The sequence below is a fragment of the Bradyrhizobium sp. IC3195 genome (genome assembly GCF_020193585.1).
Lineage (GTDB): Bacteria > Pseudomonadota > Alphaproteobacteria > Rhizobiales > Xanthobacteraceae > Bradyrhizobium > Bradyrhizobium yuanmingense.
On sequence record NZ_JADYVG010000026.1, the window covers coordinates 85,730 to 101,735 of the forward strand.

At 58.2% G+C, this 16,006-nt stretch carries 8 protein-coding genes and 3 pseudogenes; 5 read left to right on the top strand and 6 right to left on the bottom strand.

Features of this window, described 5'->3' with window-relative positions:
* Window positions 1-76: 76 nt before the first annotated feature.
* Window positions 77-406, bottom strand: coding sequence for a hypothetical protein (locus I6F09_RS32785; protein ID WP_050992060.1), 330 nt, complete (start codon window positions 404-406; stop codon window positions 77-79).
* An 899-nt stretch (window positions 407-1,305) separates the two neighbouring features.
* On the opposite strand from I6F09_RS32785, the gene I6F09_RS32790 reads away from it, so the two are divergent.
* Window positions 1,306-1,530: a hypothetical protein gene (locus tag I6F09_RS32790; RefSeq protein ID WP_157785281.1), complete on the top strand. Its 225-nt coding sequence runs from the start codon at window positions 1,306-1,308 to the stop codon at window positions 1,528-1,530.
* A gap of 129 nt (window positions 1,531-1,659) precedes the next feature.
* Here I6F09_RS32790 and I6F09_RS32795 read toward each other — a convergent pair.
* From I6F09_RS32795 to I6F09_RS32810, 4 genes and pseudogenes are all read right to left on the bottom strand, one after another.
* Window positions 1,660-2,168 (bottom strand): annotated as a pseudogene (locus I6F09_RS32795) (recombinase family protein); the annotation flags it as partial.
* Window positions 2,169-2,502: 334 nt separating this feature from the next.
* Window positions 2,503-3,867 (bottom strand): annotated as a pseudogene (locus I6F09_RS32800) (IS1182 family transposase).
* Between the two features lie 57 nt (window positions 3,868-3,924).
* Window positions 3,925-4,248 (bottom strand): hypothetical protein, encoded by a 324-nt coding sequence (locus I6F09_RS32805; protein ID WP_225129178.1) that lies wholly within the window; start codon window positions 4,246-4,248, stop codon window positions 3,925-3,927.
* Window positions 4,249-4,257: 9 nt separating this feature from the next.
* Window positions 4,258-5,088: an acetoacetate decarboxylase family protein gene (locus I6F09_RS32810; protein ID WP_225129179.1), complete on the bottom strand. Its 831-nt coding sequence runs from the start codon at window positions 5,086-5,088 to the stop codon at window positions 4,258-4,260.
* Window positions 5,089-6,288: 1,200 nt separating this feature from the next.
* Between I6F09_RS32810 and I6F09_RS32815 the strand changes: the two genes are divergently transcribed.
* Window positions 6,289-7,047 carry a glucose 1-dehydrogenase gene (locus I6F09_RS32815; RefSeq protein WP_225145039.1) on the top strand — a complete coding sequence of 253 codons (759 nt, stop codon included), beginning with the start codon at window positions 6,289-6,291 and terminating at the stop codon, window positions 7,045-7,047.
* A 45-nt stretch (window positions 7,048-7,092) separates the two neighbouring features.
* A pseudogene (locus I6F09_RS32820) lies at window positions 7,093-8,854 on the top strand (oleate hydratase).
* On the opposite strand, the gene I6F09_RS32825 reads toward I6F09_RS32820, so the two are convergent.
* Window positions 8,842-9,285, bottom strand: a complete 444-nt coding sequence (locus I6F09_RS32825) for a hypothetical protein (RefSeq protein ID WP_225145040.1) — start codon at window positions 9,283-9,285, stop codon at window positions 8,842-8,844. The pseudogene I6F09_RS32820 and the gene I6F09_RS32825 sit on opposite strands and share 13 nt — an antisense overlap.
* Before the next feature lie 2,181 nt (window positions 9,286-11,466).
* Between I6F09_RS32825 and I6F09_RS32830 the strand changes: the two genes are divergently transcribed.
* Together I6F09_RS32830 and I6F09_RS32835 are read left to right on the top strand one after the other, a co-directional pair.
* On the top strand, window positions 11,467-13,467 hold the full coding sequence (locus tag I6F09_RS32830; RefSeq protein ID WP_225145041.1) for a cytochrome c: 2,001 nt from the start codon (window positions 11,467-11,469) through the stop codon (window positions 13,465-13,467).
* Between the two features lie 126 nt (window positions 13,468-13,593).
* Window positions 13,594-14,826: a cytochrome P450 gene (locus I6F09_RS32835; RefSeq protein WP_225129187.1), complete on the top strand. Its 1,233-nt coding sequence runs from the start codon at window positions 13,594-13,596 to the stop codon at window positions 14,824-14,826.
* Window positions 14,827-16,006 lie beyond the last annotated feature (1,180 nt).

The window sequence follows — 16,006 nt, forward strand, 5'->3', positions numbered from 1 at the left end:
TGGCTTCCCCGCGATCATTGGTTGTGACACCGGGATATTTCCCGGTGTTTGTGTCGGCGGCGTGACCGGTGCAGGATCATCCAAACAGCCGGGGGCTGACATTGATGATGAAACCGGCCGATGCACCGATGATAGCGCCGACTAGGCCATAGCCGGCGGCGCCACCGGGACCGATCATCACCGCGCCGTAGAAGAAGCCGATACCTGTACACAAGACAATCATGCCGATCAGTGCCTGATCGTTCAGCTCTTCGATCGGGTGTAGGCGTTGCTCTTCGGAGCTTTGCACATAATGACCGGCTGGCTCACGCGAGCCGCAGTGCGGGCAGGCGACGGCCGAAAACGAGACATTGCCGCCGCAGTCGGAGCAGCCAATCAGTTCCTCTTGTACGCGCCCGCCCGTCATGCGTCCCAACGTAGCCGCGTCGCTACCATGGTGCTACAGGCTTTGCCCGCGGTCCACAATCACTATTCCTCGGCCCGACCGATCGTCGCCTAGCAGCTCGCCAGAGGAGGATCGCGGAGCGGCACTGCCGAGATATTCGACGCGGCCCGCGCCCGCGTCCAGGCCGCCTGGGAGGAGCTGGCGGTCGCGCGACGGCCGCCGATTAAAGTGCCCACCCGGCTAACCGTCGCATGAAGCATACCGCAGAACGTCCAAGCGCCGATCCGGAAGCAGCGGCCCTCCGGTGGGTGCCGATGTTGAAGCCTGACTTTGGCTCTGTCGGCAGGCGGATCGAATGGAAGGCGACCGTATCGCGTGGGTCCGCCACCTTGCCGAAGCGACGGTACGACGGCGTACCCCTTGGCTGTTCCGGGCATTCGAACTCTGATGATCTTCACTGCCGCGACGTATACTTCCAGATCGGCTTGTGAGAGGCCGGGGCGGCCTGGATAACACCCGAGCTGACGAGTGAGCCGCAGATGTCTCACGTGGCTCGTCGAGCAACGCAGCAGTTGAAAAGCTTCGCTTTCCGTCCACATCTGCGAGTTTGGTTTGAGCTGCGCTTCATCGCGCGATTCAAACACGGTGCACCTTTGCGTGTCGATATAATTAATGGTTCAATACGTGTTATAAAAAACAATACAACTTAAACGTTGACAGGGCCGAATCGCATTTCCTATTGTCGCGATGAGGTCCAGAAAACCTCGTGCGGCAGGCGTAATCGTTTTCCTCAGAGTCCTGCGTCCTCGCGCGTATGTCCAGTGGCGCAAGCCTAAAGGCGCGAGGGAGCGCCTGTCGTTGCTTATTTCTGGCTCCGGACGACTATCTCGATCTCAGAAAGATCGACGGAGAAAACGACAGTGAAAACGGTAACAAAACAAAAGGCAGACAGAGCTTGCGCCAAAGAGTTGAAGATTTTGGCACGGGTCGAAAAGGATCTCGAAAATGCACGCGGCTCCGGAGCGGTTGAAGACGTCTTCCTTGGGCTTGAGGAAATCTACTCGATGCACATGCGCACCGAGCATCAAAGCGTCCGAGCAAGATGCGAAGCCATCTTGCGCGCCGGCAGTTTGCCGAAGGCGTAACTGACGATCTTAGAGCGCCCCGTAGGGAGCGCTCTATGCATTTGAGCAACGCGGCCGGCAAAAGCCGGCATCTGAGGGCCCCGGCACGCTCCTAAAAGGTGGTAATAATCCGTGCGAGACCTGATCATCGCCGCGATTCGTCAGTCGGACTGCCCCTGCGAAAACTTTGGCGGAGAGTTCCCGACTGAACTCAGCTGCCATCACTCTCTTAATATTCTTCATGATGCTAGCGAGAAGGCTTCCGTCATTGTCGAATTGCTCCGCGCAATAAGCAACCTGGACGCCCGCCTTGCGGCAGATGAACTCGTAGTGCGCGCTCTCGTCAACGTCCTGAAAGCGTCCCCATCGGCTCACGTCGAAGACAAGCAGATGAGCGAAGTCAGCGCGTCCCGATTGCACGTCTTCAACCAGTTCGGTAAGGCCCCCCGGTTTTCGATTCTGAGGCCGCTTTCTCCCTCGTCACGATAGGTGTGGACCATGGTTAGCTTGTGAAGTTCGGCGTAGGTCGCGATGACCACTGCCTGATTCTCAATCGAGTATTGCTTGTAATCCGTCGACATGCGGACATACTGCGCCGCCCGTCGCGCTTTCTGAGACTGAGGCAGACGTTTCGCGTGTACAACAAGGGTGTTCCCCATGTTGCCTCCCCGCGGCTATATCGCGTCGCGCTGTATTGCGCATCGCAAACCATTTAGGCGCATCATCAAGTCCGCGCCATCGGAAAGTGTATTCAGAAAGAGTCAACTGCTATGTCGTTTTTCTTGAAAGCACGTTGCGGCGGGCGAAGCGAGCTGCAGAGAAATGCGGGTTTGCGCTTTTGGGCCGATTTTGTTGCAGAAGTCGGTAGGATCGACGCTCTCAGCCGGGCTGAGATCTGAAAATTTGGGCTCGCGATCTCTTGGCCGCCTGCCCGGCATGGGCTGCGGAGACGGCCGGGCACTGATGCCTGACGCAACAACGCGACGGACGCACTTACGCAACGCATAGTGCGGCCGTGTTGGGTGGATGGAGCGCCAGCTTGGCAAAGCGACGAAGGTTCTGAGCTATTGCTGCAAGCGTAAATTCGAACCGCGCGCCGGCCGGTCCACGCAGTCTTAGGCGGTCGAACCGCAGGATCCGCTTGAGGTGCGCAAACAGCATCTCAACCTTCTTGCGATCTCGTCGGGTCTGATCGTAGGCAGGTGTCTTGGCGATAGCCCGGGCGACATCGCGCGCTGCCTCGTGCACGTGGCGGCTTCCGGCTCGGCGAGTTTGGACAGCACTTGGATTTGGAGCGGGCAGTCGCGGCAATCGGCGACGCGCGAGAAATACGAGATAGCGTCATCTCCGCGTGGTCCGCGTGCGCGGCAGGATCTTGCCGCTGCGGCAGACATATTGATCGCGCGCCTCGTCATAGATGAAATCGTCGCGGCTGAACGTGCCGTCGTCGCGCTGTGACTTGTCGATCACCGGGATGTGGGGCGCGATCCCCTTCACATCGACCAGGAAGTGGAGATTTTGGGCCGCGCCGTAGGCCGTATCCGCGACGAGCCAGTCGGGTTTGATGCCGAACGTCTTCTCAGTCCTTTCGATCATCGTTTGGGATGCGCCAACCTCGGATTGGCGGATCGCCCGGGACGCTTCGACATCCATGATAATACCGAACTTGATGTCGATGAGGTAATTGTCGGCGTAGGCGAAGAACGCGGCGTTGCGCAGTGCGCCAGTCCACTGCGCGGCTGGGTCGGACGGCGCGACAAACTTCGGCACGACGTCGGTGGCACGACCCCATGCTGGATCGTCGAGATTGGCGAGATAGTCCTGAACGGCGCGCCTAGCCCCCATCGGGTCGATGTCGTGGCTCCATTTATCGCCCGGCGTCGAGCGGCACTTATTGGCGTCCGCCGCGATCAAGCTGGCATCGACGGCGAAACCATTGCCGCCGACAAGGCCAGCCTTGATGCACGAAGCGACGACGCGCTCGAAGACGTGACGAAAGACATCATGATCGCGAAATCTCTCGTTGCGGGCGCGCGTGAATGCCGAGTGATCCGGGATCCTGTCTTCTATGCCAAGGCCGCAGAACCAGCGATAGGCGAAATTGAGCTGAACCTCGCGGCATAGTGCGCGCTCCGAGCGGATCGCGAATACGTAGCCAAGGATGAGCATCCGGATCATCAGCTCCGGATCGACCGATGGTCGGCCAGTGTTGGAGTAATGCGGCGCAAGCTCGACGCGCACCCACGACAGATTGAGAACTGCCGCAATTTGCCGAACCTGATGGTCGTCCGGCACTACGGCCTCGAGGTCGAACGCATAGAACAGATGACCCTGCTCGCCCTTGCGCCGCCCCATCATCGATTCTCTCCGTCGATAGCCGCTTCACTTCGACGGAATCACGGTTCGCACCGCTCCTCAAGGTAGTTCTGCAACAAAATCGGCCCGTAGCCGACATGTCCGGCGCAGCTCTTTCGTCTGCTTCTGACGAGGCAACCAGCAGGATATCGTCGTTGTCCTTGTCGATGATGTTGAACGCCCATCCATCATGGCTGTGGCGATCGCCACGTCGGCCTTCTTCTCCTTATTGCCGCTATTCTTGTTGTAGACGTGGGTCTTGAAGCCGGCCTTGTCGACCATCTTCCAGAATGAGTCGCCGGGAGGAGGTGAACCCCACATACCGCCCGTCAGCTGGCAAACCGACAGCCCTGGCAGCAATTTAGGATTGGATGAATTCTTCAAGCTCGTCGATCATCTGTTTACCGGGTTTGATTCCTCCGAAAGGATATCAATGGCCTCGAGCCTTGCGTCATACTCCTCGTATGTGCCGAGCAGGGCTTGGCCAACTGTCAAGTTGTGCACGGGATCGATAATCGAGGGGGAGTCGTAAGTTAGGGAGGTTGGTCCAGTAAATAGAACTTCTTCGCCACGCTCGTCGCGTCGCAACGTTCGGTCCGTACACCATTTGACGAGTTGCGTGACCTCTCCCTTCCCGGACTCAATGATGGACGGCAGCTGCCGAACCGAGTAGAAATTCGTCCGCGCAGAATACATCTGCCGCGAATCCGAGCTCATGCGCTCGTCTGGTTGAGCGGTAAGGGTCAGCAGGCGCTTGCCTTTCGGACGCTCGAGCGTACCCTGAATTAGACCGCCTTCTCTGATCAGTCTAATGTGCGCCAGCTTTTTTGGAGCACCAAGAACCTCTCGTCCCGAGGCGAGAGCTGCATCATTTACCGTCACGTAAATGTAAGGGATGTAGTAGCCAGTCTCACCGTCGGGATCACGAACTTGAATTCCTGAATAGCACTCCAAGTATGGCCCGACAGTGCTTGAGCGATAGCTCGCGACCCCCACAATGGCGATTGCAGGGTTTGCTGCAGGTGCTAGCTCCTTCGGCAATAAACAATTCGCCTCGTGCCCCACGCTGAACATAAGGTTTATGGCTTGGCAGCCGAGAAACGCAGTGCCACGATTTTTGCCCCCATGGTAAAGAGGCGCATCAAGCGGAATGCCTTTGACGTCGGGCATCGCATCCTCCTTGATCTCAGAATAATTCGCGCGGTTGGAGATTGAGCTATTCATCTCACCGCGCCTCTCCGGTTGTTGAAGCGCCCCTGAAGCGACTGTACTGCGCTGGCAGCGATGTGGGTTCGGTAGTCCGTACGGCACATCGATCCGGTGATAGCGATCTTCGCTACGCGAGGCCGCAGTGCCGTTTCTGCGCCTTGCACCTCAATCCGCCGGATTAAACGATCCGAAAACATCCGACACGCTTGACCTTCTCCATTCTAGAAGCCGGCAGCTGTCCTGTGCTGCCGGATGCGCCTGATTGTGCATCCATTCCGGCGGAGCGTGCTCACCGATGATGACGTCAAGGCGAGTGGGTGATTCCTATTTGTCTATCAGTCGTTATGCAACGTCGATGCCAGGCACCTCGTGCGGTTTATACGGCTCATTGGCTGACATCAAATTGGGTACGAGTGACCCGACAACTTTCGACTATTGTTCTGTTGCCTTCCTCGCTTGTCCGATTGACGACGCGATGTCGAAAGCCCGACATAATCAAGTATCCGGACAGAAAGTCGATGAGGCTCTCTCACGAGTTTTCGCAACAGCATGGCTATCGCCATTGTGTCTCGATTAAACCAGATCAGCGCAACATTATCGCTCGCATGGTCGAAAACGCAGGCCCTGACATCGCCGTCTCGGTGGTGAGTCGGAAGACCTCCAGCGCCTGTGCAAGAGTCACGTGAGGCTGACTTCCCATCAGAGTCTCGGCGCGGCGATTGCACGGAATGGATACTCCAATTCGCAAGACTTAGGAGAACCTCATGCGTTCTGCGCCCCACTTTTCGATCCACAAGGAGCTCAGCACCGTTCGGCACCGGTATCGCTCCGCTCGCGGGTACCGATCCTATCTCCGAAACCGGAGGAAATTCGGTCGCAAATTGTCGGCGTCTAGAAGGTGGGGTAGTTCGGCAAAGCCAATGCAACAATCCAAAGGATGGCTAACGCCTGAGCGGCGGAAGCATGTTCGCGACGTGAAATCGTTATTGAAGTGCTTTAGCGCCAATTTACACGGGTACTGCGCACAGGCTTTGGGCATCAAAGATGATGCGTAGCAGAGGGCAGATCGGCAAGAGTCCGGGGCGTGGTGCAGACCGCAACTCTTGGCTTGCCCGACTTTCAATGCTCGTTCTCAACCATTTTGATCAACATGCCCGTCATCCTTTTTGATGCTGAAAAACCCTGCACCGCCACTGATCGAGGGAACCAAGAGTTATGGGACGTGTGAGCGAAAAAGTCATTTTGGTAACCGGCGGGGCTCGAGGAATGGGGGCCGCTCATGCGCGCCTGCTGGTAGCCGAGGGCGCGAAAGTCGTGATCACCGATACTCTTGACAATGAAGGACCGACTTTCGCGGCCGAACTTGGCCCATCCGCGATCTATGTGCGTCAAGACGTCGCCCAGCCAGGGGAATGGTCCCAGGCGATCGCAGCTGCGGAGGGCAAGTTCGGCGCGCTGCACGGCCTCGTCAACAATGCAGGCATCGCGAGTATGGCTCCCATCGAGCGGTTCCCGCTCGAGCAGTGGGAGAAGACCCTGGCTGTCAATCTCACCGGTGTATTCTTGGGAATGCAGACTGCCCTACCTGCCATGCGCCGCGCGGGCGGAGGCTCGATCGTCAACATCTCGTCGGTTGAGGGGCTGAGGGGTAGTGCTGGGCTTCACGCCTATGTTGCTTCCAAGTTCGGCGTGCGGGGCATAACGAAGTCCGCTGCCTTGGAGGCCGCCGCGTCCGGCGTTCGCATAAACTCTATCCATCCGGGCTTCATCAACACTCGGATGACAGAGAACATCGATCTTTCCGGTTTTCCAATTCCGCTCGGGCGGCCAGCCGAGCCGCAGGAAGTGTCACAGGCAGTCTTGTTCCTGCTTAGCGACGAGTCCTCTTATCTTACCGGCTCCGAAATCGTCGTCGATGGCGGTCTGACGATCGGCGTCCCGCAGAAGTGTCAGGCGGTCGAAAACATCTTCTGACTATCAGCGGACGGATTGTCACATCAAACGAGATGGAATGTCGCGATGTATTACACCAGTGGAAATTACGAAGCTTTTGCTCGGCCCCGCAAACCCGCCGGCGCGGACAGCAAGACAGCTTGGTTCGTTGGTTCGGGGTTGGCTGCGCTCTCCGGCGCGGCCTTCTTGATCCGCGACGGGCAGATGCGTGGCGACCGTATTACCATCCTCGAACGACAGACGGTTCCGGGGGGGCGCGTTGGACGGTTGTCAGGATCCGAAAAGCGGATTCGTGATTCGAGGTGGCAGAGAGATGGAGGATCATTTCGAGTGTCTCTGGGATCTGTTTCGTTCGATCCCATCGCTCGAACTTGAAGGCGCCAGCGTGCTCGATGAGTTTTACTGGCTGAACAAGGATGATCCGAACTACACACTACGGCGGGCGACGGTGAAACAGGGGCAGGATGCCCATACCGATGGCCTCTTCACACTGAGCGAACAGGCCCAGAAAGAGCTGATTGCCCTTTTTCTTGCCACCCGTAAGCAGATGGAGACCAAGCGCATCGACGAAGTGTTCGGGAGAGATTTCTTCAACAGCAATTTCTGGCTCTATTGGCGGACCATGTTCGCCTTTGAAGAATGGCATTCGGCCCTCGAGATGAAACTTTATCTGCATCGATTCATCCACCATATCGGCGGCCTGCCGGATTTCAGTACGCTGAAGTTTACCAAATACAATCAATATGAATCGCTTGTTCTGCCGTTATCCAAATGGCTGTTGGCGCAAGGCGTCAATTTTCGCTACGGGGTCGTAGTCACCGATATCGATTTCGACATAAAGCGTGGACGCAAGCAAGCCACAGCCATTCGCTGGCAGGAGAATGGCATTGAGGGCAGTCTCATTATTGGCGCCGACGATCTTGTTTTCATGACGATCGGGTCGCTGACCGAAAACTCGGACATGGGGGACCATCACACGGCCGCCAGGCTCAACGAAGGACCGGCGCCCGCCTGGGATCTGTGGCGGCGTATTGCGGCCAAAGATGCGGCCTTTGGACGCCCAAATGTCTTTTGCGGCAATATTCCTGCAAGCAAATGGGAATCGGCGACGTTCACGACCCTGGACAAACGCATTCCAGCATACATCCGCAAGATCGCCAAACGCGATCCGTTCAGCGGCAAGGTTGTCACAGGAGGCATCGTTACGGTGAAAGATTCGAGCTGGTTGCTCAGTTGGACCACAAATCGCCAGCCGCATTTCAAGCGCCAGCCCAGCGATCAAGTCGTCGTCTGGGTCTATTCGCTATTCGTCGATAAAGCCGGCGAATACGTGAGGAAACCGATGCAAGATTGTACGGGCGAGGAAATCACGCAAGAATGGCTTTATCACCTCGGTGTACCGGTTGCGAGTATACCGGAACTCGCCGCTGGGGCCGCCAAGACGGTCCCGGTGATGATGCCCTACGTCACTTCCTTCTTCATGCCGCGGCAGGCGGGCGATCGGCCAGATGTTGTGCCGAAAGATGCGGTCAATTTCGCCTTCATCGGCCAGTTCGCGGAGTCGGGTGAACGGGATTGTATCTTCACGACGGAATACTCCGTTCGGACCGCGATGGAAGCCGTGTATATCCTCCTCAAGATTGAACGTGGAGTGCCCGAGGTATTCAACTCGACCTATGATATTCGCAAGCTGCTTGCAGCAATGGCTAGACTGCGCGACGGCAATGAAATTGAGGTCCCGGGACCTGCGTTCCTGCGCGAGCTCATTCTAAAAAAGATTGAAGCGACTGAGCTTGGCGAACTACTGAATAAATATCACCTGAGTTGATTAAGGCGCGGACGCTGCGGGCGACCGTTCGCTCGGATAGAGAAGCGCTGTCCTGCGCCGTGACGGCTCGGACTCGCCAAGGCGCGGATCAAACGTTCGCGCCGATCTTCCAGGCAACCTTTAGGCGTACTCTGGAATTCGGTGTTCTTTCGGCTTGATGTTATTCTCGCCACACGCATCCGATTAACCTCTTGCCACGAGGTGAGGGCGAAACTAGCTAGTGGCTCGTCACAGTGATTTTGATGGTTTGATACCGGCCAGCTTAGGATCGGCAAGTTTTCTGGCGGCACGAGGATTTCGATGCTTCTGGGGATGCAGGATTCGGCGGGTGGCCGTCCGAACATGTGCGAATAGGTATAGATGAACGCCAGATAATGGCCCTGCTTCTCGGTAAAGCGTGCGCCTGGTTTTTGACTCATGGATCGATTCATCCGTGCCTCCTTAGTCGTCCGTGAAGAACGGGTAAGGGGCTGATCTGGAGTCGCTTTTTTTCCGGCTGCGTCGACTTTGTGGTTGCAGGCTTTGACAGTGCGGTAGCTCGGAACCTGCAATTTGCAGTTTGAGATTCCCTCGAATCGCACGGCATGATTCGGCGCTCGTATCGGGAGGAGCCGATGCGACCGAAGAAGCCGAAGGCGACGGAGGAAGGTGATCTGTTCCGGGCCAGGCTCGAGCAGATCATCTCCTGCACGAGCGCCGGATCAAAGTCGATAGCGACTGCTGCTGACTTTGCCGTCGTTTGTCCCTGTTGCGTTGCTTGGCCTCGGCGAGCTCTCATGCGCTTGACCTTGCCGATGATGGCGTTGCGAGATACGCATCGCCACCCCTCGCAGACACCGAGTGGCCCGCGCTCCACATGCATTGCAGAAGCGACACGTCCTCAGAATCCCATGCCGATGTGGCTTGATTGACCATCGTTCGTCATCGTCACGAGCACGAGTCGATGGTCGTTTTGATTGTCGCCAAAAGCAGTGCGTGTCGATGTTTACGCTTGTTCGCCGCTATTCGATGTTCGGAAAGGTTTTTGGCTGCGACGATCGGCCTGCCTTATAAAATAGGCAGACGAACGTGTATTTATGCCTGCGGTTGCATCGTGTCCGGAAAGTTGATCCGCTTACGTTCGCTGCTGTTGACAACATGCGTTAACGGCGTTGCAATCACCAGCACGACAAACGGCGGTGAGTTTACCAACTAACAACAGCAGCTAGACCACGACGGCGTTACTGCTCGCACACGGCTACTAGCGTGGGTACCCGAGCGTTTGCGCGGAAGTATGGGCCATGCAGTCGATCCCTTGCTAGGTGTCGTCGGTGCCGGGGATCGTGCCGTTCTCGGAATACTGCCAGAGCTTCCGTTGCCGCGAAGCCGACGTCTCCGGAGGTGACGATGCTGACGTCGACTCGACTTCAACCATTTCAACAGCGACGATGCAAACTTGGTCGCTTGGATCAGCCCTGCGGGCAGCAGGCCGCCGGAGCCGCCGCCGCCGCCGCGGATGGTCGAGCAGCGCCTGGACGGCCTCGTGCAGATCGCCGAGCGGGGCTCAAACCCACCTTCGAGAAGGTCGTTCAATTCGAGCCGCAGCATCTCGTCATCCCAATCGGTGCGTCGAAGGCCTCGAAGAGACGCGACCAAGCGCGAAGCTCGAGACAATACCCGAGAGTGTACCAACAGCAACGGGACAGCTCGCAGAGATGGAAGCAAAAGTAAAAGATCAAACAGCGTCATAGCAAGTCCGCCGATCTGGAAGCTAAGCGCGCGCTGAACCGCCTGAAGGAGGTTGACCCGGAGGGATATGAGGCCTTCCTTCGTAAGCGTGAGAACTGCGGGGACACTGGCGGTTTCGGCCCGGCTGGACGGGCGAGGCCATAGTCACCACCACATTCCTCGCCGTCGCATTCGCACAACTCTGGCGCGTCGTCGCCATGCGCAGCAGCCGCTCCGGTACCGTTGTCAACGAGTTCACGCGCAATCCATGGGTCTGGCTGCGCTCGGCCTGTACGGCCCTCTGCTCGCAGTCCCTCTCTACTGGCCGCCGATGACAGAGGTCTTCCACGTCTGCCACCGACGCTCACGATGTGGAGCATTGTCGCGGGCTACAGCCTGACGCCGATGCTGCTAATTCAGGTCAGCCACGCCGTCATCGTGCTTGCAAAACGAAGCCGTTAAATGGTAGCCGCGTTGCTTGGCTCGAATTCGCCGTCTGCATCATCGTGATCGGCGTGGCCGGATGTATGCTCATGGTCATTGCGCCCTACGGAGGCCTGATCTCCGAGTGCGAGCCTATTGCCCTCAGGCGCCCGGCCGATTCCGTTCGCTCGCGTTCCCGCGGATTACAGCCCCCGATCTCCCACAGCGGACCCAACGTCACTGCAAATTCGATCGCGAGGATGGGATGGCGGCTCGAACAAGAGCTCGTCCGAACGCTCTAGATGTTCTTGTTATGCGGTCAAGTTCGCCCATTCCACAGACCACCGATTGTGACGTCAGAAAGAATAGTGATCGCGTCTCAAGGACGTCAACAGCGGGGGTAAGCCTACAAGATCATGTAGTTGTAGTATTACTGTTTGCACGGCTCTCTGCTGGAGGCCGTTCGCTGACACGGGGGAGCCATGTCGACAGTTGCCAGCGCAATTCGGCGCCTTTGGTGGCGACGCTTTCTTGTTCTTCTGGCGATCATCGTGATCATTGCTTTGATCGCAGTCATGACCAGCTCCCAGCTTGGCGCGACAATCGAAGCTCTGACGCCGCCTGGTCTCCCTGAACCGGTTTCCGCGAGCGAGCAGGTTTCGCTCGATCAGGGCTGGAACGCCGAAGACGCCGATCGATTCCATCATAAAGCCCAGGGCACGCAGACCTTACCGATCCCGCTGTCATGGTTTCTCGCCCTGGAAGCGCCGCTGAACTCGCCTTTCGCTATCCCCTTTTTCAAACGAGAACGGTTTTCTGACAACCGCTATTTACTGCGGTTTGGATTCATAGAGTCTGCCGAAAGCGAGAACAATGAGTACGGTTTGCCGATCGGCTTTGCATATTCGCCGTTTCAGTCGATCCGCGGGCTTTCGCGTAAGGAGACTGCCGTTGGATTGACCTGTGCCGCGTGCCATACCGGCCAACTGATCTTCAAAGAGAAGCGCTATGTCATTGAAGGCGGCCCCGCCGTGACCGATCTCGGTCAATTGACAAATGCGCTCCGCGCTGCGCTCGCACAGACCGCTTTGTCGGCAAAGCTACCCTTCTTCGACGGTCGCTTCGGGCGGTTCGCGAAGCGCGTTTTAGGAACCGAGTACAGCGATCTTACACGCGTCCAACTGTCCAAGGAGCTCGATGGAATACTTGGTGCTCTGATCGATCAGCCCGCTGGGATCGACGTCACGGAAGGGTTTACCCGCCTCGATGCGCTCAATCGCATCGGCAACCAGGTGTTCGCACTCGACCCCAAGCGCTACGGCAACTACGTCAACCTCAACGCCCCTGTCAGCTACCCGCACATCTGGACATCGTCATGGTTCGATTGGGTGCAGTACGACGGCTCGATTATGCAGCCATTGGTGCGCAATGCCGGCGAGGCGATGGGGGTTTCGGCGGAGCTCAACCTCACCGCCCCGCCCAAGGGGGGACGTTTTGCCAGCAGCATCCCCTTCGATAATCTGCACTGGATCGAACAACAGCTCGCTGGAAAGGACCAGCCGCTGGTGGCGAAAGCCTTCACCGGACTGAATGCGCCAGCCTGGCCCGACAGCTTTCCTGCGATCGACAAAGCCAAGGCCGCCGTGGGAGCCCAACTCTACGACAAACATTGCAGCGGCTGCCATCTTCCAGCGCTGACGCCGGACATCGTGCACGGCAAGGCCCCGGACGCGGAGTTCTGGAAGAACTTCGGCCCTATCCGCTGGCGCGGTCGCGATGGGCAGGAGAAGCAGACGAGGGAATCCGTACTCAACGTCAAGATCATCAAGCAAAGCCATATCGGCACCGATCCGGCCCAGGGCGACGTGCTGCGCAATCGCACCGTGGACACCGCCGGCAGCGAACTGGCCAGGGCGGGCCAGAGCAGCCCAGGACTCGGCCTCGACATCGATGTCTGCCAACGGAAGGCTGACAACACGCTGGATACGATCCACCTCTCGGACCATGCGATGCAACTCTACGCGCTTGCGCTCGGCGCCGTGGTCCAATCCGGCATCGACGAATGGCTTCGGTCGACCGGGACGGTCCAAGCGGAGATCGAAGGCGATCGGCCGAACTGTCTCGCGGCAGGTTTCGGCTATAAGGCGCGTCCGCTGAACGGCGTATGGGCGACTGCCCCGTTCCTGCACAATGGCTCGGTGCCGACGATCTACGATCTGCTCAGCCCGGTTGCGGAGCGCCCACAAGTCTTCCTGCTCGGTGAGCCCAGCTTCGATCCTGTCCGCGTCGGTATCGTGACACGGACGGTCGCTCCTGAAGGCAGGACCTACGACAGCAAGGGCTACTTCATCATCGATACGTCGAGGCCCGCCAATCGCAATACCGGCCACGAATTCTCGAACGAGAAGCATGAGGGCGTCATTGGCCCTGCGCTGTCTCCGGAGGAGCGCAACGCAATCATCGAGTTCCTCAAGTCGATCTGAAATTGATTGGGTCAGCTCCAACTGGAGCAGTAGCGAAGACCATCTCGCTCCCGCAGGGGGAAAGGTGGACGAAAGCCCGGATCGACCGACCAGGCGAAGCTTTTCTTGAGTTAGGGTGCGGCAGCAATGGCGGAACAGAAACAGGGGCCGGCGGCGAAGTTCCTGAAATGGATGATCGCCAAACATCCGGATGCATTGTTCGCATTCATCCGGCGCGTCAGGCCCAACCTGGCGTTGGGCGCCGCGGGGCCGGTGTTCATCACCCGCTTCCCCGACGTGCAGGAAGCGCTGAGCCGCCCCGACATCTTCAACGTCACCTATGCGCCGATGATGGACCCTTCGGTCGGCCCCTTCATGCTCGGCCGCGACTGCACCGAAATAAACCAGCGCGACAAGGGTATCATGCGCGCCTTCATGCGCATGGAGGATCTGCCGGCAATTCGCCAGAAGGTGCGCAGCCTCGCCAATGCGTCTGTCGAAAAGCAGATCTATACCCAGAACCAGATCGACGTGGTCAGCACGTTGTCGCGCCTGGTGCCCATTCAGCTGACCCGAGAATATTTCGGCTTTCCCGGCCCCGATCTGGCCTCGATGTTCCGCTGGTCGCGCGCGACGCAATATGACATGTTTCACAACCTGGACAAAGATCCGAAGGTGCACCAGGACAACATTGACGCTGGGCAGGAGATGCGCGCCTATCTGACACAACTGCTCCCGCAGCGGCGCGAGCAGCTGAAAAATGGGGCGCCGCTCGAGGACGTGTTCAGCCGCCTGCTGAATAGCCATTTTGACGATTCGATCGGCTTCGCCGACGAACGCATTATTACCAATATGATGGGCACACTGGTCGGCGGGATTGAGACCACATCGGCGGCCATCGTGCAGCTGCTCGACGAGTTGTTCAAGCGCCCGAGGATCCTGAAGGAGGCCATCGACGTCGCCAGCAGCAACAACGACCATCTGATGTATCGCTATTGCTGGGAAGCGCTGCGCTTCAACCCGATCAATCCGTTCGTGGTGCGCCACTGCCGGACCGATTACCGGATAGCCAAGGGCTCGCTGCGCGCGACGACAATCAAGGCCGGCAGCACGGTGCTGATCTCGACCCGGTCGGCGATGCGCGATGGCTTGCAACTGCCGGCGCCGTCCAACTTCGCGATCGACCGGCCGGAGTCGGTCTACATGCATCTGGGCTACGGGATGCACACCTGCCTCGGCGACCAGATCAGCCGCATCCAAGTTCCGGAAATCGTTCGCCGCATCCTGCAAATCCGGGGCGTCCGTCCCGCCGCGGAGATTGACTACGCAGGAGGGCCGTTTCCAGAGCGTTATCCCATCACCTACGACACGCCCGTCTGAAGGCCGGACTTCCCAGCAACGAGCCGCGAGTACCGATCCGGCCGCTGGCGTGGCGGCCTCTGGCGTCAGCACTAGGTCGTTCGTCGCGAAGTCTCCGTCACGCGATGCGCGTGAGATGCGTGAGGCAATAATCAATCGTGTCGGTGGTGTGTTCCGCTTGCGAAACACATCAATAGATGAGAGGCAGAGCTTCGCATGCGCGGCTACTACATTGGCTTACCGAGGAAATGGTTTAAGCGAACGGAAGCCGTACGCTGAAGCGGGCCTCGGCAACCGGCAGTTATGCACGAACATCGCGCAATCAGCGCAACAGCAATGATGCGCTCAAACGGCACCTGCAGGATCACCATTACGCGCGACGCCGACGACTACAAACAGCGCATAGCATCGAGCGCTGCTTCTGCTCGCTGATACACTCTTTCGACGCTTGGCACCCGTTATGACAGGCGAATAGGACAGGCGAACCGTCAATTTTACCGGCTTCTTTCATCGATCTCGCGGCCGCATTGGTCTGCGGTTGCACGCGTTTCCCCGTAGCCGCCCGGATTGGCAAGTGTTGGAACACGGGAACACGGGAACACGGTGTTCTACTGAAAGAACACCGGCTGAGGGATTTTATACTTAAACTGTCTTTTCACTAAATTCCGGTGGCGAGGCCGCGGGACTGCATCGTCTCGCGGCCCCATTGATTTTCGCTGTTCAGGTCCGGGCGAGTTCCTCCACCGAATTCCGACTCTTTACTCCCAGAAGGGGTAAGCGCTTCGATCGCCCGTTGGCATTCAAACGCGTCAAATTCGGGCCGTCGGCAAGTCCTCGCTGGACAGCATTCCGGAGTATGTTGTCGTGGAGTGCACATGGCTGCTGCCAACCTGATCGACAGTAGCGACGGCGATCGCACGAAAACGCGCTCCGCATCGAACATGGTGCGTGGTGTTTGACGTCCCAAGATGGCTGGAGTTCTCCCATCGAGACAGCTTCGGCCGAGCTTGTTTGGCTTTCTGGCTCTGCCAAAGGCCAGAGCCAGACTGATAAGACAAAGTCGGCTCGCTGTCGCGCGCGCCATGGAAAACTGCCCCCTCATATTGCCTCAGATGACAATGTTACCGAGCGCCCCCAGCTGTCGCGCGAATTGGACCCCGCGGGTCCGAGCAAGCCGCTCGCGAAGCGCGCCCTCCAGAGC

Bases quoted from the DNA above. Each gene is read 5' to 3' on its own strand.
- I6F09_RS32810 (WP_225129179.1), bottom strand. From the start codon at position 5,088: ATGAATAGCTCAATCTCCAACCGCGCGAATTATTCTGAGATCAAGGAG.
- I6F09_RS32830 (WP_225145041.1), top strand. From the start codon at position 11,467: ATGTCGACAGTTGCCAGCGCAATTCGGCGCCTTTGGTGGCGACGCTTT.
- I6F09_RS32815 (WP_225145039.1), top strand. From the start codon at position 6,289: ATGGGACGTGTGAGCGAAAAAGTCATTTTGGTAACCGGCGGGGCTCGA.
- I6F09_RS32825 (WP_225145040.1), bottom strand. From the start codon at position 9,285: ATGAATCGATCCATGAGTCAAAAACCAGGCGCACGCTTTACCGAGAAG.
- I6F09_RS32785 (WP_050992060.1), bottom strand. From the start codon at position 406: ATGACGGGCGGGCGCGTACAAGAGGAACTGATTGGCTGCTCCGACTGC.
- I6F09_RS32835 (WP_225129187.1), top strand. From the start codon at position 13,594: ATGGCGGAACAGAAACAGGGGCCGGCGGCGAAGTTCCTGAAATGGATG.